Below are 19316 nucleotides of genomic sequence, written 5' to 3'. Positions count from 1 at the left end.
GACGCGGGTAAGGTGGTCCAGGTGCGGCGTCTGGGTGCGGTGGCGTCTGACTTGACAGTGTCTGGTTTGACCTGGCAGGAGGTCGACCCGTAACGTATTCCGGTCGGCTAATCACGCGACGGCTTTTTCGCATGCCCGCGCATCTGACGAGCCGCGACCTTGGAATGTAGCGCGTCCGCGGAACCTCCGCGGACGTAACTGAAGCCTGGAGCCCACCCGTGAGCAAGCGTACTTACCAGCCGAACAACCGTCGCCGCGCGAAGACCCACGGCTTCCGGCTGCGCATGCGCACCCGGGCCGGCCGCGCGATCCTGGCCGCCCGTCGCCGCAAAGGCCGCGCCGAGCTGGCGGTCTGACGACGCGAGGCCGCCCGCCGTGCCCGGGGACCGATGATTCGGCCCCGGAGCGGTGGGCGGCAGCCGTAAACAGCCGTAAACAGGGGAAGTCCGGGTGCTGCCGTCCGCGTCGCGGATGCGACGGGGTGAAGAGTTCGCCGACGCGATCCGCCGGGGGCGACGCGCCGGTCGTCCCATGCTGGTCGCACACCTGAAGACAGACGAGGCCGATGTGCCGCCGCTGGTGGGTTTCGTCGTCAGCAAGGCGGTCGGTGGCGCCGTGGTCAGGAACCGCGTCCGGCGCAGGCTCAGACACCTCATGCGGACCCGCCTGACGGCGATTCCGCGAGGTAGCCTGCTTGTGGTACGGGCCAATCCACCGGCCGCGTCCGCGCGAAGCGAGCATCTGGCCGCCGAACTCGACGTCGTGCTGGATCGTTTACTCCGGCGGCGTGGGCCGGACCTGACGGACGGACGATCATGACAGCGGAGCACCCTTTCCCTGCGCGAGGCGTCGCGCCGGAGGAGGCAGAGGGGCGTGCCGGTCCGGTCGCCCGTGTGCTGCTCGCCCTGATCAAGTTCTACCGGGCCTTCATCAGCCCGGTTCTCGGACCGAGATGCCGGTTCGAGCCGTCCTGCAGCGCGTACGGCCTGGAGGCGATCGCCGTACACGGCGCGGTGCGCGGAGTATGGCTGACCGTCAGGCGGATCGGGCGGTGTCATCCGTTCCATCCTGGTGGTTTCGATCCGGTGCCCCCACGCCGAGTCCGGTCTCACGACGAAACGCAAGGGAGCTAGCTCGGTGGAGCTGCCATTCCTCAACTGGCTGTATACGGCAGTGGCCTGGGTGATCACCCATATCCACGCGGGCTACAGCTTCTTCATCCCCTCCGACAGCGGACTGAACTGGGCGCTGACCATCATCACGCTGACCGTGCTGATGCGCCTGCTGATCTTCCCGCTGTTCATGAAGCAGATGCGCTCCTCGCGGAAGATGCAGGAGCTCGCGCCCAAGGTTCAGGAACTGCGTAAGCGGTACAAGAACGACAAGCAGCGCATGAACCAGGAGGTCATGCGCCTCTACCAGGAGGCGGGGGCCAACCCGCTGGGTGGCTGCCTCCCGGTCGTCGCACAGTTCCCGATCTTCATCTCCATGTTCACGGTGCTGCGAGCCATCGCCGAGGACCGTGCCGTGTTCGGCATGACCCAGGAACTCGTGACGAGCATGCGGGCCGCGCACGTCTTCGGCGCTCCCCTGCCGGCGACCTTCTTCACCAGCGCGGTCGACATCAAGGCCCTGGAGGCCGATCCGCTCGTGACGAAGATCGTGCTGGCGGTCTTCGTGGCCATCAGCTCGTGCACCACCTTCCTCACCGTCCGGCAGAGCGTGAAGCGCTCGATGGCGCAGATGCCGGACAACCCGATGGCGCAGCAGCAGAAGATCCTGATGTACGTCTCGCCGCTGTTCGCCATCTTCAGCCTGAACTTCCAGCTCGGTCTGATCCTCTACTGGGTGACCACCAACCTGTGGACTCTCGGCCAGCAGCACTGGTTCTACGCGCGCCATCCCATGCCGGTCGTGGATGAGAAGGGTAATGTCGTCACGCCCGAGCCCAGCCACGGCATCTTCGGCAAGGTGCTCGGAAAGCCCAAGGCCGAGTCTCCGGAACCCGCACCCGAGCCGAAGATCGTCCGTCAGCAGCCGACGCGGCAGCCTCGCAGCAAGCGCACCGGCAGCAAGAAGTCGTAGGAGAAGGAGAGTCCGGACGTGACCGAAGCTGAGGAGACCCTCAAGCCTGCTCCCGACGTCGAAGCCCTCGAACAGGAGGGTGAGATCGCGGCCGACTATCTGGAGGGACTGCTCGACATCGCCGACATGGACGGCGACATCGATATGGACGTCGAGGGCGACCGCGCCATGGTCTCGATCGTCGGCGTCAAGGGAACCGAGCTCGTCGGTCCCGACGGAGAGGTGCTGGAGGCGCTGCAGGAGTTGACCCGTCTCGCCGTGCACCGCCATACGGGGGAACGCTCCCGGCTCATGCTCGACGTCGGCGGCTTCCGTGAGCGCCGCCGCGCCGAGTTGACGAAGATCGGTAAGGCGGTCGCCGGGGATGTGAAGCGCAGCGGGCAGCCGAAGGCGCTGGAGCCGATGACGCCGTTCGAGCGGAAGGTCGTGCACGACGCCGTCGCGGCCGCCGGCCTGCGCAGCGAGTCCGAGGGCGAGGAACCCAACCGGTTCGTGGTCGTCCTCCCCGCCTAGGGAGTGGTTCCAAAACATCCCCTGGCTTCTTCACCATCCCCGGCTCGCAGAGCTTTCACCCGCCGAAGGCCGCCGGTCCTGCTTCACGGACCGGCGGCCTTCCGCATCCTGTACGTCTCTGCGCGCCCGGCAGGTAGGGGACGACTACTCTTGGCCCTGAGCGTTCCCGAATGAGTTGAGTGATGACGGAGAGTAACGAGCTGGCTGGGCTGCCTGAGCCGTCCATGCCCCATGAGCCATCCAGGCCCCATAAGCCACATGAGCCGGCGCCGGAGGCACCCGCGGCGGCCCCGGAGGTCTTTCCCGGTGAGACGATCCAGCAGGCGCGGATGTTCGCCGAGATGCTCGCCGGGCCAGGCGTGGTCCGTGGGCTGCTCGGCCCTCGTGAGGTGCCCAGGATCTGGGATCGGCACCTGCTGAACTGCGCTGTCGTGGCGGATGCCGTTCCTCCCGACGCGGCGCTGGTCGACATCGGATCAGGAGCCGGGCTGCCCGGCCTGGTCCTGGCGATCGTCCGCCCCGATGTCAGGGTGACCCTCCTGGAGCCGCTGCTGCGTCGCACCACCTTTCTCTCCGAATGCGTCGAGATGCTGAAGCTGGACAACGTCGAGGTGCTTCGCGGGCGGGCCGAGGAGTTGGCGCGCAAGCGACTCTTCGATGTGGCGACGGCACGGGCGGTGGCCCCACTCGACCGACTGCTCGCCTGGTCGATGCCCCTGCTGCGCGAGGGCGGCGAATTACTGGCGATGAAGGGGGATCGGGCCGCGGAGGAGATCGAGGCGGCGAGATCGCAAATGAGATCCTCTGGGGCGAGATCGGTCGAGCTTGTTACGGTGGGTCGCGGTAGGGTCGAGCCGCCCGCCACACTCGTTCGCGTGGTCGCCGGGCGATCCCCCATCGTGAGTGGTCGGCGGCGACGGAAGAGGTGAAGCGTCGTGCCGGGTCTGGTGACGTCCCAAGTGGCGGCCGGTCTGGGTTGGCCGGAGAGTCCTCTCGCCCTACCCTGGGAGATCGCGGCAACTGGTCGTCCGTCAGGTGTCGGCTGGCCGGGTCGCGCCGCTTCACAGGTCGAAAGGACGACGACCGTGCCCCAGACCCCCCTTGATTCTGACGATTCGCCGCTGGTACGAGAGGCTCTGAGTTCTGTGGTTTCACGTGAAACAGCCGCACCCCCACAGGCGGCTGCGTCTTCCGTCGGTTATTCGACGCGCCGGGAAGGGGAGTGGCCGCGACCGCCCAGGTGCCGGGTGATGACCGTGGCCAACCAGAAGGGCGGGGTGGGGAAGACCACCACGGCCGTGAACCTTGCCGCGGCCCTGTCCATGCATGGACAGCGTGTGCTGGTGGTCGACCTGGACCCGCAGGGCAACGCATCGACCGCATTGGCGACCGAGCACCGTGCGGGAACGCCATCGGTCTACCACGTGCTCGTCGACGACCTCCCACTGTCCGGGATCGTCAAGCCGGTTCCCGAGATGCCGAACCTGTTCTGCGCGCCGGCGACCCTCGACCTGGCCGGCGCTGAGATCGAGTTGGTGCCGATGGTGGGGCGGGAGACCCGGCTCAAGCGAGCCCTCGGCGCGTTCGACGCGATGGAGTTCGACTACATCCTCATCGACTGCCCGCCCTCTCTCGGACTGCTCACGGTCAACGCGATGGCGGCGGCCCAGGAGGTGCTGATCCCCATCCAGTGCGAGTACTACGCGCTGGAGGGACTCAGCCAGCTCCTGAAGAACGTCGAGCTGGTACGGGCCCATCTGAACCCGGCGCTGGCGGTGTCGACGATCTTGCTGACCATGTACGACGGACGTACGAGGCTCGCGGCGCAGGTGGCCGACGAGGTGCGCTCGCATTTCGGTGACACCGTACTGAACTCGGTCATCCCGCGGAGCGTGCGCGTGTCGGAGGCGCCGAGCTACGGGCAGTCGGTCATGACGTACGACCCGGGGTCGAGCGGTGCCATGGCGTACAGCGACGCGGCCAGGGAAATGGCCCACCGTGCCGCTGCTTTGGCCGAGGCCTGACCGGCTTCGCGCGACTGTTTCACGTGAAACGGGTAAGCCGGAGTGCCGCGATGCTCATGGCGGAGCCACTACGGCGGTAACCTCTCCTGGTGTGCATAGAGTGCCCAGCGTTCCACAGACAAGTCGGTGCGCTGGGCACCGCCTTCTGTGCGGGTGTCGCGGGTGGGTAAGGGAGCAGCGGTGAGCCAGCAGCGTCGGGGACTGGGCAAGGGACTTGGGGCGCTGATCCCCACGGGACCGATCGTCGATCCGGATGCGCCGGCGAGTGCACCCTCGGCGGGAACGGCCGACTCCGGGCTGGAGCCGGCCGTCTCAGGACTGAAGCCGGTCGATGGCGCCTACTTCCAGGAGATCCCGGTCACCGCGATCTCCCCCAACCCTCGCCAGCCGCGCGACATCTTTGACGGTGAGCGCCTGGATGAGTTGGCCGAGTCCATCAAGGAGGTCGGTCTGCTCCAGCCAGTGGTTGTGAGATCCACCGGATCCGGACGTTTCGAGCTCATTATGGGCGAGCGGCGGTGGCGGGCCTCGCAGCTTGCCGGGCTGGATCGGGTGCCGGCCATCGTGCGGAGCACTCAGGATGATGAGATGCTGCGGGAGGCGCTCATCGAGAACCTCCAGCGCGAGCAACTCAACGCACTGGAGGAGGCGGCGGCCTACCGGCAACTCCTCGACGACTTCGGCGCGACCCATGAGGTGCTGGCCAAGAAGGTCGGCCGGTCCCGGTCGCACATCACCAACACGCTGCGCCTGCTGAACCTCCCGCCCAACGTTCAACTCCGCGTCGCGGCCGGCACCATCAGCGCGGGACACGCGCGGGCACTGCTGCCACTCGATGACTCGGCGTCCATGGACCGGCTCGCGAGCCGGATCATCGCTGAGGGCCTGTCCGTCCGGACCGTCGAGGAGATCGTGGCGCTGGGTGAGGCGACGGCGGGTCCCGCGCCGCGGAAACCTCGGGCGAAGCAGCCGACGGCGCCGGCCCTCCGGACGCTTGCCGACCGTCTGTCGGACCACTTCGAGACCCGAGTGAAGGTCGATCTCGGTCGCCGCAAGGGACGGATCGTGGTGGAGTTCTCCACCATCGACGATCTGGAGCGCATCATCGGCACGATGGCCCCCGAGGCCGCGAACTCGATGCGTGGCCTCGCCGAGGAGTAGTCCATCCGGCTCCGAGAGAAGACGAAGCCGGCCTGTTTCACGTGAAACAGCGCCTCTCGATTGCCCGGGACAGCTGTAACGGTTCAAATCAGCTATGAGACACGCTTCAGCGAGCTGGAACCGCATCGGAGGCTCCACATCGACGATCCGCGGCCGAGTGGGCAGAGCTACCAGGGCGTGGTGGCGCAGACACGGGATTCCTGGGCGATCTCGCAGCCGAGTGAGACGGTAGGAGAGTCCTGCCGATCTCGCGTTCGGCCAACCGCTGGGGCGCCCCAGCACCTTTTGGATGGGGTCCCGCTCACCGAGCTCGTCAACCGACCGTTCACCCGGCGGCCCGGCTGGTCCCTCCACCTGTCTGGCGGCTGGACGGGATCGGGTCAGCCGGCGTAGGCACAGGCGCCTCTACGTGTTTCACGTGAAACACGACCTAGCCGCGTTGGGCGGCGATTTCCAGGAGACCGCGGCAGAGGATGCCGAGATCGCGTCCCGCCGCCTCGGCGGCCATGGGCAGGAGCGAGGTCTCGGTCATGCCCGGCGCCACGTTCACCTCAAGAAAGTAGGGACGGCCGGAGGCATCGACGATGAGGTCCGTTCGGGAGATGTCACGCAGCCCGAGTGCCGTGTGCGCGGTGACCGCCATGGCGGCGCACGCCTCGGTCTCTTCCTCCGTCAGCCGGGCCGGCGCGAAGAACTCGGTGCGCCCGGCGGTGTAACGAGCTGAGTAGTCGTAAACGCCGCCGTCCGGCAGGATCTCGACCGGTGGCAGCGCGACGGGCCCGTCTCCGAGGTCCACCACGGAGACGGCCACCTCGACGCCCTGGACGTACTTCTCGATGAGCGCGGTGTCTCCGTACGCGAAACATCCGACCATGGCGGGGGGTAGTTCCTCGGCGCTGCGCACGATGGACGCCCCGAGAGCGGAGCCGCCCCGCGACGGCTTGACGAAGAGCGGCAGTCCGAGGCGGTCCACGATCCGCGCGAGCACAGCCGACGCGCCCAGGTCATGGAAGGTCTCCTTGGGCAGCGCGACCGAGTCGGGGGTGTGCAGGCCCCAGGATCCGACGACCGCCTTGGCCGTCGGCTTGTCGAACGCCACATGGCAGGCGTCCGGGGTCGCGCCTACATAGGGCACGCCGAGGAGTTCCAGCACGGACCGGATGGCGCCGTCCTCCCCGGCACCGCCGTGCAGGGTGACGAACGCGGCGTCCGGCGGGTCGGCCAGCACCGCGGGCACGAGGGTGGCGTCGGTGTCGCGCGTCTCGACGTCCACCCCTGCGGCGCGGAGAGCCTCGGCGACGCGCCGGCCGGAGCGGATCGAGACCTCGCGCTCATAGGAAAGGCCGCCCGCGAGGACGAGCACGTGCCCGAGGTCACTCATGCTCCGGCCTCTCGGGCAGCTCGTGGACGCGTTGGGACGGCACTCGGAAACATCGTCGACTCGCTCACCAGGGAGCCCTTTCTCGCTGCTGAAATCGGGTACGGCCAGCCTAAATCAGGCCAGGGAGTGTCCCGTAGATCTTCTTGCCTGCTGCGGTCGCTACGGCAAAGATCTACGGAACACTCCCTGGTGCCCGTTCGCAGCCTCAGGCGAGGTCGGGGCCCGGCGTGTCGACGCCCTTGTGCGACGTCGGGGCCCCGGTGCCGAAAGTGTCCCGCATACGCAGTTCCTGCTCGATCACTCCGGCGAGACGGCGTACGCCTTCGCGGATGCGGTCGGGCTGCGGATAGCAGTACGACAGACGCATGTGCCGCGCGCCGCCGCCGTCCGCGTAGAAGCCGGTCCCGGGCACGAACGCGACCCGCTCGGCGATCGCTCTCGGCAGGATCGCCTTCGAGTCGAGCCCCTCGGGAAGGGTCATCCATACGAAGAACCCGCCATTGGGCCGGGTCCACGAACAGCCGGGCGGCATGAGCACCTCGAGCGAGCCGAGGAGCGCGTCCCGTCGCTCGCGGTAGAGCTCACGGAACGTCTTGATCTGCTCCCGCCAGGGCTGGGTGGCGAGATATTGCCCGACCGCGAGTTGGGTGAAGGTCGAGTGCGACAGCACCGCGGACTCCATCGCCAGGACCAGCTTCTCGCGGATCGCGTGCGGGGCGAGCGCCCATCCCACCCGGAAGCCTGGGGCGAGGGTCTTGGAGAACGAGCCGAGGTACACCACGCCGTCGGCGTCGTCCGCCCGCATCGTGCGCATCGGCTCCCCGTCGAATCCGAGGAGTCCGTACGGATTGTCCTCCACGATGAGCACCCCGGCACGCCGGCAGATCTCCAGCACCTGGCGGCGGCGTACCTCGTTGAGCGTCACGCCCGCCGGATTCTGGTAGGTGGGGATGGTGTAGAGGAACTTGATGCGGCTGCCGGCCGCCCGCAGGGCGTGGATGGTCTGCGCGAGGGACTCGGGGATGAGCCCCTGGTCGTCCATCGCGACATGCACCACGTTGGCCTGGTAGGCGCTGAACGTGCCGAGCGCGCCGACATACGACGGCCCTTCGGCCAGCACGACGTCGCCGGGGTCGATGAAGATGCGGGTGATCAGGTCGAGGGCCTGCTGCGAGCCGACCGTGACGACCACGTCGTCGGGCCTGGCCTCGATGCCCTCCAACCGCATGACATCGCAGATCTGCTCACGCAGGTCCGGGTCGCCCTGGCCCCCGCCGTACTGCAGCGCGACGGCGCCCCGCTTCGAGACCAGGTCGGCGACCAGTTCGCCGACCATGTCGAGGGGGAGGGCTGTGACGTACGGCATGCCGCCGGCGAGCGAGACCACTTCCGGACGCGACGCGACGGCGAACAGAGCTCGGACTTCGGAGGCGACCATCCCGGTAGCTCGGGCGGCGTACCGGTCGACGTAGGCGTCAATGCGCGACCCATGGGGTGCGTTCGTCCGACCGCGATCAAGCTCTTGATCCACGGTCCACCTCCGATCATATAGCCGAGAAATCCAGATTACGGTAACGCGGCACGCCGATAACACCAGGGTGTTGGCGACCAACCGTTCCTCTGCTCGCCCTTCCATGCCACGGGTGTGCGGAGTTCCCATCCGGACGATCGGCATTCACCCCGTTGGAAAAGGGAACGTACGGAACAACGGATGCGGCGGACGTTCGTGTCGGCTACCCGCCCGGGCCCGATCACTGGGTTACGATGCGACCTGGAGACGCCGTATTCGCGCGCTTTTCTGGCAAGACTCCTGGGCGGGGATTGGGGCATCACGTGTCGCGTCGGCTGGTCAACGTCACCCTTGACAATCTCGATGACCTGCCACGCCGGTGCAGGCGCTGCGTGTTCTGGGAACTCGACCCGGTGAGCGGCGAACGCGCCGCGGAGGTCGGCGACCCGGGCCTGGAGAAGGAGGCGTGGATGTCCGCGACCCTGCTGGAGTGGGGGAGCTGCGGAAAGATCGCTTACGTGGACGGGGCAGCGGCCGGTTTCGTGCTCTACGCCCCGCCGCTCTACGTGCCGCGCTCGGTGGCGTTCCCGACCTCGCCGGTGAGTTCCGATGCCGTGCTGCTGATGACCGCGCACATCGTTCCTGAGTTCTCCGGGGGTGGGCTCGGCCGGATGCTCGTCCAGGGGGTCGCCAAGGATCTCACCCGCCGGGGTGTGCGCGCGATCGAGGCGTTCGGCGACCTGAAGTGGGAGCAGCCGGGCTGTGTGCTGCCCGCCGAGTACCTGCTCGCGGTCGGGTTCAAGACGGTGCGCCCGCACCTGCGCTTCCCCCGGCTCCGCCTGGAGCTCAAGACGGCCGTCTCGTGGCGTGAGGACGTCGAGGTGGCGCTGGAGAGGCTGCTGGGGTCCATGTCGCCGGAGCGAGCGCTTCGGCCCGTCTGAGTCGTCCTCAGATGGTCGTCATGTACGGCCCGCACGACTCCGGTCCCATCACCGCCGTCATGCGGGGGAATTCGCTGGGAAACGGTGAAGCCCCTGCCACCGTTCGGTAGGCCACCGCCGGGGAGAGGGGCTTCGATGCGCGGGAGGAGACCCGTCAGAGGACGTCTTCGAGCTCGCGGAGCAGCATGGCCTTCGGCTTGGCGCCGATGATCTGCTTCACGACCTCTCCACCCTTGTAGACGTTCATCGTCGGGATCTGAAGCACGTTGTAGTCGCGCTGCGTCTGCGGGTTCTCGTCGATGTTCAGCTTGACGATCGTCAGCTTCTCGGCCTGCTCCGTCGCGATCTCCTCCAGGATGGGTGCGACCTGGCGGCAGGGACCGCACCACTCGGCCCAGAAATCGACGAGGACGGGCTTGTCGCTCTTGAGGACCTCGGCCTCGAAGTCGGCGTCGGTCACGCTCTTGATGGCGCCCAAGGTATCTCTCCCTTGATGTGTGTGGTCGGGATGCGTGTGGTTGGGTTCCAACCGCAGGGATCGCCCCCGCATTCCCGTACGGCCCGTCCGGTCCGGGGCCGTACAAGCCCTGCCGGTCAGTTGTGCCCGGCGAGCCAGCGTTCGGCGTCGATGGAAGCTGCGCAGCCCGTCCCGGCGGCGGTGATGGCCTGACGATAGGAGTGATCGACCACGTCGCCGGCCGCGAACACGCCCTCGACGTCGGTCCGCGCGCTGGGCGACTCCACAGCGATGTAGCCCTGCTCATCGAGTGCCACCTGGCCCTTGACCAGTTCCGTACGCGGATCGTGGCCGATGGCGATGAAGACGCCCGCCACGGCCAACTCGGTCTCCTCGCCGGTCTTCACGTTCCTGACGCGGACTCCGGAGACCCGTTCCTCACCGAGGATGTCGGCGACCTCGCTGTCCCAGACGAAGCGGATCTTCTCGTCGGCGAACGCGCGGTCCTGCATGATCTTGCTGGCGCGCAGCGTGTCGCGCCGGTGGATGACGGTGACAGATCGGGCGAACCGGGTGAGGAAGGTCGCCTCCTCCATCGCGGTGTCACCGCCGCCGACGACCACGATGTCCTGGTCGCGGAAGAAGAAACCGTCGCAGGTGGCGCACCAGGAGACGCCGCGGCCGGACAGGCGCTTCTCGTTGGCCAGGCCCAGCTCGCGGTAGCCCGACCCGGTCGCCAGGATCACGGCCTTGGCGTGGAAGGTGTCGGTGTAGGTCTTCACCACCTTGGGATCGGCTTTGAGGTCGACCTCGATCACGTCGTCGGCCACCAGCTCGGCCCCGAACCGCTCCGCCTGCTTGCGGAAGTTGTCCATCAGGTCCGGCCCCATGATCCCGTCGGGAAAGCCCGGGAAGTTCTCCACATCTGTGGTGTTCATCAGGGCGCCACCGGCGGTCACCGAGCCCTCGAACACGAGTGGCTTGAGATCGGCGCGTGCCGCGTAGACGGCGGCGGTGTAGCCGGCCGGGCCCGACCCGATGATGATCACATTACGGACGTCGCTCAACGGACTCGCCTTCCCGAGATCCTGCGGTTGTACTGGCCTCAACCGATCCTAGGACCCGCCGATTCCCTTCTCCTAAATGACCGACGGAAAGGGCGAAGCCCGCCGCGGTTCGCGGCGGGCTTCGCGGGATCACACGAGGGGTCAGCGCCAGGTGGCGAGACCCTCGGGCCGCAGGGTCTTGCAGTTGTCGTCCACGACGACCACCCGGACCGCGTTGATCGTCTTGTCCTCCCAGAAGGCCATGATCGTGGCCTCGTTGCCGTTGTAGAAGGCCTTGTCCACGCCGATGGGCTTGCGGTCGAGCTGGTTGGAGAACCGCTTCACGCACTTGTCGAGGCCGTCGTCGGCGCTGCCGAAGATCGGCGCGGGGCCGAAGTAGTCCACCAGTGGTCCGCCCAGCTCGCTGCTCGTGTAGTTGTAGCCGCTCGCGTAGACCGAGTAGGCCACCTGTGCCTGGTGGGTCTTGGTCGGCTCGGTGCTCGAGGTCCCCTGTGCCACCGTGTTCCGCGGCGGCGTGCCGCCAGAGGGGAGCAGGCTGTTCACCAGCCCGGCCGCCCCGGCGACGACGGCGGTGGCCGCGGCGACCGCGACCGGCATCGCCCAGAGGCGGCGGCGCGAGGTCTTCCCGCGCCTGGCCGGCACGATCGTCCCGTCCTCGGCGACCACGCCCAACGGGACGGGCGCCGGTTCGGCCGGGACAGAACCGTTCGAAACGGGGCTGACGGAGAGGGGCTCCGGTTCCGGAACGACCTCCAGCCAGGGCCGTTCCGGCCGGACCGGTGTCGATCGATTCTGTGCCGTTTGGGACTGTGCCGATTGAGTCTGGGGCTTCGTCTCCCATGGCGCGTCCGCCATGAGGCGGTCCCAGTCCGGCGCCTCGGCGGCCAGCGCCCTGTCGATTCGCATCGCGACACCCAGCGGCATCGCCGGCACCGGAACCGCCGCCAGGAGTTCGCGAACCGAAGCCAGGTCGGCCAGGCTCTCCCCGCAGGGGTCGCAGACCGCGAGATGCTCGCGGACCCGCCGGGCCGTGGTGTCGTCTAGGAGGCCTTCCGCCAGTTCGGCGAGAACCTCCAGGTCGTAATGCGTGTCACCCGTCACGAAGTTCTGCTCCCTTCCCGGATGAGACGCGGGACAAGTCAGTTCGGTTCCGTAGATGAGCAAGAACCGGGACAAGTTTCGCTCGGCCGCGGGCGCAGCGGCTCTTCACGGTCCCGGCGGGCACGCCGAGCACGGCGGCGGCGTCGTCCACCGAGTAGCCCATCATGTCCACAAGCACCAAGGCCGCCCGCTGGTCGGCGGGCAGCAGCTTGAGCGCGGCGGTGACCTCCAGCGACACATCGCGCTCGCCGGCCTGGTCGGTCAGCGGGGCGTCCCGCTCCGCGGCCTCGATCAACTCGTCGTCGGCGACCGGCCGGATCGTCTTGCGGCGCATCCGGTCGAGGCAGGCATTGACCACGATCCGGTGCAGCCAGGTCGTGACGGCGGCCTCGCCGCGGAAGCTCTCCGCCTTGCGGTACGCGGAGACGAAGGCGTCCTGTACGGCGTCGGCCGCCTCGTCGGGGTCGCCGAGCGTCCGCAGGGCGACCGCCCACATGCGGTCGCGGTGGCGCTTGACGATCTCGCTGAACGCGTGCGGATCCCCGCCGATGTGGCGGGCCAGCAGATCGGCATCCGACGGCGCCGGCCGTACGGCGCGCTCAGCCGTTGGGGGATTGTCTGGTGGGGAATTCACAAGGCCCTGCTATGCCGATCCGGGAGAATGAACCGTTACCTCGTAAATGGTGCCACGATACTTGCCCTCATAGGGCGGAAGACGCGTAAACCAGATCACAACGTACTGCCCGGTCGTGGCCTTGTCCGGGGTGAGGGTCACGGAACCGGAGGTGTTCTCGGCCTTGGCGACCGTCTTCAACGAGCCGAGATCAGCGGCGTCGCCCACCTTCAACTGGACACTCGCGCCGGGGGCGCTGCCCAGGGAGACGGCCACGTCAGAGATCGGAATCGGCTTGCCCATGTCGAGGATCAGGCCGACGCCGTCTTTGAGACGGCCCAGGTCGGCACTGTTGTAGCTCGTCGTGTGCCATTCGGTGGAGGGCTTGCCGTCGACGGCGAGGGGGGCGAGATCCGGGTTCTCGACCTTGTCGTCGCCCAGCGGGTCGAATCCGGTCGCGCTCACCGGCTTGACGGTCACCGGCTTGTGCGTGGCGGCCGACTGGGACGGCTCAGCCGACCGGGTGGTCTTCGGCGCGTTGCCCAGGTTCTTGCCCACGGTCCACGCGCCGACGCCGACGGCGGCCATGACCAGCAGAACGATGACGGTGAGCAGGATCTTGCTCGCGGTGCCGGTGGTCTGCTGCGGCCCGCCCGTGCCCCAGCTGGAGCCGTTCCAGGCGGGCCCGGAGTTCCAGTCAGGCGTCGGACCCAGCGGTGGGGGCTGGGCCGGGGAGGCGGTCATCCCGTCCGGGGCCCCGTCACGCAGGTTCAGCGCGGGCGGGGCGGTGGTCACCGGCGCGGGAGCCGGCCGCGGCACCTCGGCGAGGGCCTCGGCCACCTCGGCGGGAGTCGAGAGCGGCGGCCGCCCCCGCTTGGGCTCCTGCAGCAGCGCACGGCAGGTGATGGCGTCGAGATAGCCGGGGACTCCGGCCGTGACCTGACGGGGCGTGCATATCTTGCCGTCGTCCGTGGGGGCGGCGGGCAGGCCGCAGTCCTCTTCACCGGGCCAGTGACCGGTCACCGCGGCGTAGAGCAGCCGGCCCAGGCCCTCCGCGTCCTCGCGGGCGGCGTCCTCCCCCGCCTCCAGACCGAGGATCGCGGCGTCCACGGCGAGACCGAGCAGCTTGACGGTGCCACCCGTGGTCCACATGAGGCGCTCGGGCGTGAGGTGCAGGTGGGTGAGCCCCGCCTCGTGGGCGTGGGCCAGCGCCTCGGCGGCCTCGGCTACCAGGGCGGCCCCGCGTTCGGGTTCGACGGCCCCGTTCGACAGCAGGTCGAGCAGAGACTCCCCGCTGACCCACTCGCTCACCACATAGGCCGTGCCGTCCTCGTCCGCGGCGTCGAAGACCTGGGTGAGCCGGGGATCGGTGAGGCGGCTCGCCAGCCGCGCCGCGGTCACCACCTCGGTGACACGGGCGAACTCCGGCGAGAACGTGTGCACGGCGACCGGCCTGGCGAGGATCTCGTCGATGGCCTTCCAGAGGGTCGCGCCGCCGGACTCGTCGACCCGGTCCTCCAGGCGGAACCGGTCAGCCAGCCGGGTGCCGGGTTCGACCGCGGACATGCTCATGCGGCCGCCTCGATCCGCGGCCCATCGGCATGTATCAGCCGATGCCGGGTGGTTTCGCCCACGCCTTCCCGCTTCCGCTCGCCGCTCTCAACGGTTGATTCCTAGGCGCACCATGCTAGGTCATGCCCCGTAGATCTTCTTGCCTGCTGCGGCCGCGGCGAAGATATACGGGGCACTCCTCAGTAGGATGCCGGTCCTGCCCGCCTTCCCGATCGAAGACCTCCGAATCGGACATTCGGGCCGCCTTCGATCTGTCGATCACGTTTGAGGACTCCTACCGTCCTACCCGGCTCGCCACAAGTCCAATGATGGAACCGACCTCGGGGACCCGCATCCGATGGGCTGTCAGCAGGTAGAGCAGCAGGCCCGCCCCGCCGCCCACGGCGAGGACGACCGCCGAGCTGACCGCGGTGATCCCGGCGATCTCCCGGACCAGCCAGAGCACGGCCAGCGCGACCGCGGAAGCCGGGATCGCCGCGACGAACATCCTCGACAGTCCGGCCATGACCTCCCGGCCGCCCAGCCCGCCGGTCCGCCGGCTCGCCAGCGTCCACGCGACCCCACTCCCGATGACATACGTGATCAAGAAAGAGAACGCCATTCCGATCACGATGTACCGCACCGGAAGAACGAAATACGCGATGAGGCTTAAAGTTGCGCTTATCGCGACATTTACCCCGGCGATGGCGGCCGGGGTACGGGTGTCGCCGAAGCTGTAGAAGACCCGCAGTAGAAGCTGGAAGATCGAGAACGGCACCAGCGCGAGCCCGAAGACCATCAGCACATAGCCGATGTACAGGGCGCTGTCCACGGTCATGCGCCCCCACGAGAAGATCACTGTGGTGACCGCCGGGCCGAGCACCAGCAGCAGCAGGCTCGACGGGACGATCACCGCTGACACCAGCCGCACCCCCGAGGCGAACTCCGCGCGCGCGGAGTCCAGGTCCCCCTCGGCGACGTACCTGCTCATCCGCGGCAGCATCGCCGTGATCACCGACACCGCGATGATTCCGTACGGGAGCTGGAAGAGTTGGTAGGCGTAGGCGTAGGCGCTGTTGCCGGCTCCCGCCGCCTGGCCGCCTGCCCCCGTGGAGAGCTTGGTCGTCACCCAGAAACCGACCTGGGTCACGCCGACATAGACGAACGTCCAGACCGCCATCCTGGCCGCCTGACCGAGGCCGCTGCCGCGCAGGTCCAGCCGCGGCCGGAACCGGAACCCGACCCGGTGCAGCGCGATGACGAGCACGATCGTCTGGGCGACGATGCCCGCCGTGGTGCCGAGCCCCAGCAGCGCGAGCTGCCCGTAGGTCACCTTCTCGATGTCGGCTGTGCCGATCTTCAGGTAGGCGACCAGCATGCCGATCTGCACGATGTTGTTGAGTACCGGTGCCCACATGGGGGCGCCGAACCTGTCGCGGGTGTTCAGGATCGCCCCGGCCATGGCCCCGATGCCGAGGAGCGCGATCTGCGGCAGCAGGAACCTCGCCAGCGTGGCGGCCACGTCGACCTTGTGCGCCGACCAGTTCGCCGCCGTGTAGAGCTCCATGATCGGATGGGCGAGTAGCACGCCGACCACGGCGACCCCGGCCAGCACGACCACCGCCAGCGTCATCAGTCGCTGCTCGAAGGCCTGCCCGCCGTCGGAGTCGTTCTGCTGCGCCCGGACGATCAGTGGGACGATCACGCTGCTCAGCACGCCCTGCAGCAGGAGATCGAACAGGATGAGCGGGATCATGTAGGCCGCGTTGTAGGCGTCGCCGAGCGCCCAGGTGCCGATGGCCGCCGCGAGCAGTGCCGTACGGAGGAAGCCGGTGAGCCGCGAGACCATCGTGCCGGCCGCCATGATCGCACCGGCTCGGAGCATCCTGCTCATGTCATTCCTTCAGCTCGCGACGGACGGCCTTCGCCGAGGACTCCTTCGGCGACCACGACCAACTATGCCGGGGGCTTGTCCCCCCGCTCGACCTCGACCGGTACGGCCCGAGCCTGACCGGGCGGCGCCTGACCGGACGGTGCCGCATCGGATGGCGTCGCGTCCGGCGGCGCGGGGCCGCCATCGGGCGCGCTGAACGGGAAGGCCCTGCGTGACCGGCGACGCAGGATGCGCATCACGACCGCGGCCAGCATGATGACCAGGGCGGCCCCCACGATGACGACGGCGATGCCGGTGTAGTCGGTGGCCCGGACGGTCACGTGCACCGCCTTGCCGTACCGCTTGCCCTCCGCCGTCAGGACCTGGACGGAGATGGTCGCCTCGCCTCCGCCACCCCCCGGCACGGTCACCGGCACATTCACGAGCTGGGTGCGGTCGCGCAGCACGGTGATGGGCTCGGTCTCGTACACCCCTCCCGAGACGTCGATCGCGAGGCGCGCCGCATCGTCGGACGTCACACGGATCTTGATGGTGACGTCGCTGTCCAGCTTGTTCGCCACGCTGACCGGCACCTGGCCGTCCGCGCCGGCCACGGCCCTGGGCGTGTCGATCACCGACACCCTGCGGAGGCGGTCGTCGATCGAGGACTCCACCTGCTTGGCGAAGGCGTGCGCCCGCTTGCGGTCGGTCCGCCATGCGGCCGCGGTCAGCCGCAGGATGGCCCCGTGGAAGAGCTGGTCATGCTTCGTGGTGACCGTGGACACCGCGTCGGCTTCCTGCCCGAGCCTGCGCACCGTGCCCAGGTAGGAGTTGCGCAGCTCGGCCTGCCTGTCCTGGTCGGTGTAGCTGAAATCGGAGCGTGCCGCCCGGGTCGGCTTCACCGAGTCGAGCGAAGTCATCCGCAGCCAGGGGGCGCCGGCGGCCGCCTGCAGCAGGGAGGAAACGAACGCGGGGTCGGGGTTCCAGGTCCGTGTCTCGGGCACGGCGACGACCGTCCGGGCCGGCTGAGCGCGCCCCGGCTCCGCCGCCTGTCCCGCCTGTCCCTCCTGTCCCGGCTGGCCGGTCTCCTCGAAGGCGATCATCGCGGTCTCGCCGAGGAACCGCTGACGGGCCAGCATGGCGCCGCCGGCGGCGGAGACGTCGGCGCCGAGGATCTGGCCCAGGGCGGGGTCGGTGAGCAGCGCGGTCACCGGGGTCTCGGCCACGGTGTCGACCCGCAGCGCGGCGTCGGGCGTGGACGGGGTGGTGCCGGTCTGTGGTGTCCCGGTTTGGGCGGTTCCGGTGTCGTCCGGGGGCGGCGACAGGAACGCGTCGCCGGACAGCAGGACCGACTTCACCCCGGACATCGCCAGTTCGTCGAGGGTGTCGCGGTCGAGCCGCCCGCCGGCGGGCCATGTCGTAGATGTCGGGACCTCCCTGCCGAGCACATCGGAGGCCACGCTCGAGCCCCGCCGTATCGCCGCGACGGCGGGCTCGTCCAGCTTGTTGTGCACCAGCGCCGCCAGGTCCGGATCGGCGTACGGCGTGGCCAGCACCGGCTTGCCGGACAGGGCGGTGCGCAGGTCGTCGAGCCACTTGCCGGCCGCGGGGTCGGCGGCCGCGCGCCGGATGCCGTCGCTCGTCTTGATCGTGTACGACCCGGCGGACGTCAGGCGCACGTCCTCCAGCAGGGCGGGATCGACGAACCAGGTCACGGTCTCGTGGCTCGTCTTGACCAGCTTCAGCAGGTTGGCCAGGCGGCCGGAGGCGACCGATCCGCGCAGGTCGTCGTCCATGAACGTGCTGTCGTCCGCCCGGTGGGGACGGTCGACGATCGGCATCGCGAGTGCCAGCCTGACCTTGGGGATCTGCTCGGCGTCCGCGGGCACGTACGGCAGGACCGTCCGGTCGATCGCGACCCGCTGTCCGGTCACGGCGTCGAGGACCTCGATGGCCAGGGGAAAGACCCCGGCGCGTGACATGCCCAGCTCCTGCGGCGTCACGCTGAACTCGAAGGGCAGCTTCCCCGACTGGTCGAGCTGGGTGACCTGGATCTTCGTCCGCCAGTTCGTCGTGACGTAACCGTCGTCGCCCAGGAAGGTCGCCAGCTCGGCCCGCGTCGCGAACGGCCGGCCCGGCGAGTAATGGATCCGGACCTGTACCGACGACTGGGGCGTCCCGGTCACGGTGCCGGAGATCGTGATGGATGTGGCGGCCTCACGTGGGATCTCCGGCGTGACCTTCTCCACGACGAGGGGGTCCATCGGCGCCGTGGCGGCCACCGCGGTCACGGCAGCCGTGCCCGCCGCATGGCGGCTCGAAGCGGCGACAGCCGTACCGGCCATGCCCGCGGGAGCGAGCACGGCGGTCAGCAGGGTCAGCAGCGCGGCCTTACGGATCATGCGCGGGCCGGCGATGAGGAACGGCGCACGCCCAGAATGCTATGGCCTATGCCGTCCGCATAGGACTGGCCAGCCTCACGAGTCCCGTCCGACGTGCTGTTTCAAGATCTACACGCTTGCCCGATATCAGGTTGAAAAGGTGAAATGCCCGGATCCGCAGCGCCGTACGGCGCTCGCCCGTGGGGGTGTGCACGAATTCGCCCGGATCGAGATGCTCGACCATGCGCTGGTCGACGAGGACCCTGAGATCGTCGGGGAGCAGCAGCGGGCAGACCAGCCGGTCGGGATAGTCGGTGACCGAGTTCACCAGGAACGACGAGGCCGGCCGTACGTCACGGGCGTGCAGCACCGCTCCGACGGCCTGCGGCGTGGGGTGGGCGGCGACGGCCCCGACCACGGCCACCGGCTCCATGCGGCCGCGGGTCGGCACTTCGAAAACGGAAACGCGGGCACACGCCTCAGGAGTCGCATCGAGCATCTCAGGGAGTTCGTCGGCGCATGTCAAGGGCCGCGGAAGACGTACGATCTCATGGTGGATCTGGCGGGCGAGGAGCCGGCGGTGAATCGCGAGAGCGTCCTTCATCTCGTGTGCTCCTTGCGTCGTCCAGCGCTCCCGAACCGACCTCAGGGGGTGTCC

Annotated in this window: 19 protein-coding genes; 9 read left to right on the top strand and 10 right to left on the bottom strand. The window is 68.6% G+C overall.

All coding sequences use genetic code 11. From position 1 onward, the window contains the following. The first annotated feature begins 218 nt into the window (after positions 1–218). From rpmH to ACFHYQ_RS19325, 8 genes are all read left to right on the top strand, one after another. On the top strand, positions 219–356 hold the full coding sequence (gene rpmH, locus ACFHYQ_RS19360; protein ID WP_055480371.1) for a 50S ribosomal protein L34: 138 nt from the start codon (positions 219–221) through the stop codon (positions 354–356). A 94-nt stretch (positions 357–450) separates the two neighbouring features. After that, entirely contained in the window at positions 451–819 is a 369-nt protein-coding gene (gene rnpA, locus ACFHYQ_RS19355; protein WP_394302560.1) for a ribonuclease P protein component, read from the top strand. Further along, positions 816–1133, top strand: a complete 318-nt coding sequence (gene yidD, locus ACFHYQ_RS19350; RefSeq protein ID WP_394302559.1) for a membrane protein insertion efficiency factor YidD — start codon at positions 816–818, stop codon at positions 1131–1133. Before rnpA ends, yidD begins: the two co-directional genes overlap by 4 nt. 4 nt (positions 1134–1137) lie before the next feature. Beyond that, positions 1138–2085, top strand: coding sequence for a membrane protein insertase YidC (gene yidC / locus ACFHYQ_RS19345; RefSeq protein ID WP_394302558.1), 948 nt, complete (start codon positions 1138–1140; stop codon positions 2083–2085). Positions 2086–2103: 18 nt separating this feature from the next. Then, positions 2104–2598: a Jag family protein gene (locus ACFHYQ_RS19340; protein ID WP_394302557.1), complete on the top strand. Its 495-nt coding sequence runs from the start codon at positions 2104–2106 to the stop codon at positions 2596–2598. A 224-nt stretch (positions 2599–2822) separates the two neighbouring features. Next, complete coding sequence (gene rsmG / locus ACFHYQ_RS19335; RefSeq protein ID WP_394302571.1) at positions 2823–3527, top strand: 16S rRNA (guanine(527)-N(7))-methyltransferase RsmG; 705 nt, start codon at positions 2823–2825, stop codon at positions 3525–3527. A gap of 321 nt (positions 3528–3848) precedes the next feature. Further along, positions 3849–4622, top strand: a complete 774-nt coding sequence (locus ACFHYQ_RS19330) for a ParA family protein (protein ID WP_394302556.1) — start codon at positions 3849–3851, stop codon at positions 4620–4622. 180 nt (positions 4623–4802) lie between these two features. After that, positions 4803–5783 carry a ParB/RepB/Spo0J family partition protein gene (locus ACFHYQ_RS19325; protein WP_394302555.1) on the top strand — a complete coding sequence of 327 codons (981 nt, stop codon included), beginning with the start codon at positions 4803–4805 and terminating at the stop codon, positions 5781–5783. A gap of 430 nt (positions 5784–6213) precedes the next feature. On the opposite strand, the gene ACFHYQ_RS19320 is transcribed toward ACFHYQ_RS19325, so the two are convergent. Together ACFHYQ_RS19320 and ACFHYQ_RS19315 are read right to left on the bottom strand one after the other, a co-directional pair. Beyond that, on the bottom strand, positions 6214–7164 hold the full coding sequence (locus tag ACFHYQ_RS19320; RefSeq protein WP_394302554.1) for a D-alanine--D-alanine ligase family protein: 951 nt from the start codon (positions 7162–7164) through the stop codon (positions 6214–6216). Positions 7165–7369: 205 nt separating this feature from the next. Further along, positions 7370–8695, bottom strand: a complete 1326-nt coding sequence (locus ACFHYQ_RS19315) for an aminotransferase-like domain-containing protein (protein ID WP_394302553.1) — start codon at positions 8693–8695, stop codon at positions 7370–7372. A gap of 302 nt (positions 8696–8997) precedes the next feature. Here ACFHYQ_RS19315 and ACFHYQ_RS19310 point away from each other — a divergent pair, with 302 nt between their 5' ends. Beyond that, on the top strand, positions 8998–9615 hold the full coding sequence (locus tag ACFHYQ_RS19310) for a GNAT family N-acetyltransferase (protein ID WP_394302552.1): 618 nt from the start codon (positions 8998–9000) through the stop codon (positions 9613–9615). 154 nt (positions 9616–9769) lie between these two features. On the opposite strand, the gene trxA is transcribed toward ACFHYQ_RS19310, so the two are convergent. The 8 genes from trxA to ACFHYQ_RS19270 all read right to left on the bottom strand — a co-directional run bounded on the left by trxA (position 9770) and on the right by ACFHYQ_RS19270 (position 19262). Beyond that, complete coding sequence (gene trxA, locus ACFHYQ_RS19305; protein ID WP_275408971.1) at positions 9770–10093, bottom strand: thioredoxin; 324 nt, start codon at positions 10091–10093, stop codon at positions 9770–9772. Positions 10094–10209: 116 nt separating this feature from the next. After that, on the bottom strand, positions 10210–11139 hold the full coding sequence (gene trxB, locus ACFHYQ_RS19300; RefSeq protein ID WP_394302551.1) for a thioredoxin-disulfide reductase: 930 nt from the start codon (positions 11137–11139) through the stop codon (positions 10210–10212). Between the two features lie 141 nt (positions 11140–11280). Then, entirely contained in the window at positions 11281–12240 is a 960-nt protein-coding gene (locus ACFHYQ_RS19295; RefSeq protein WP_394302550.1) for an anti-sigma factor family protein, read from the bottom strand. Next, positions 12230–12874, bottom strand: coding sequence for an RNA polymerase sigma factor SigM (sigM, locus tag ACFHYQ_RS19290; protein WP_394302549.1), 645 nt, complete (start codon positions 12872–12874; stop codon positions 12230–12232). Before sigM ends, ACFHYQ_RS19295 begins: the two co-directional genes overlap by 11 nt. Before the next feature lie 9 nt (positions 12875–12883). Continuing rightward, positions 12884–14425 carry a protein kinase family protein gene (locus ACFHYQ_RS19285; protein WP_394302548.1) on the bottom strand — a complete coding sequence of 514 codons (1542 nt, stop codon included), beginning with the start codon at positions 14423–14425 and terminating at the stop codon, positions 12884–12886. A gap of 274 nt (positions 14426–14699) precedes the next feature. Next, complete coding sequence (gene murJ, locus ACFHYQ_RS19280; RefSeq protein ID WP_394302547.1) at positions 14700–16298, bottom strand: murein biosynthesis integral membrane protein MurJ; 1599 nt, start codon at positions 16296–16298, stop codon at positions 14700–14702. Between the two features lie 62 nt (positions 16299–16360). Then, positions 16361–18679, bottom strand: a complete 2319-nt coding sequence (locus ACFHYQ_RS19275) for a DUF6049 family protein (RefSeq protein WP_394302546.1) — start codon at positions 18677–18679, stop codon at positions 16361–16363. Between the two features lie 46 nt (positions 18680–18725). After that, on the bottom strand, positions 18726–19262 hold the full coding sequence (locus ACFHYQ_RS19270; RefSeq protein ID WP_394302545.1) for a hypothetical protein: 537 nt from the start codon (positions 19260–19262) through the stop codon (positions 18726–18728). Between the last annotated feature and the right edge of the window lie 54 nt (positions 19263–19316).

The organism is Sphaerimonospora cavernae (genome assembly GCF_042435035.1).
In the GTDB taxonomy this organism is placed as follows: Bacteria; Actinomycetota; Actinomycetes; order Streptosporangiales; family Streptosporangiaceae; genus Sphaerimonospora; species Sphaerimonospora cavernae.
Note: the sequence above shows the minus strand (reverse complement) of the source record. Positions and strands in the feature narration are given on the sequence as shown.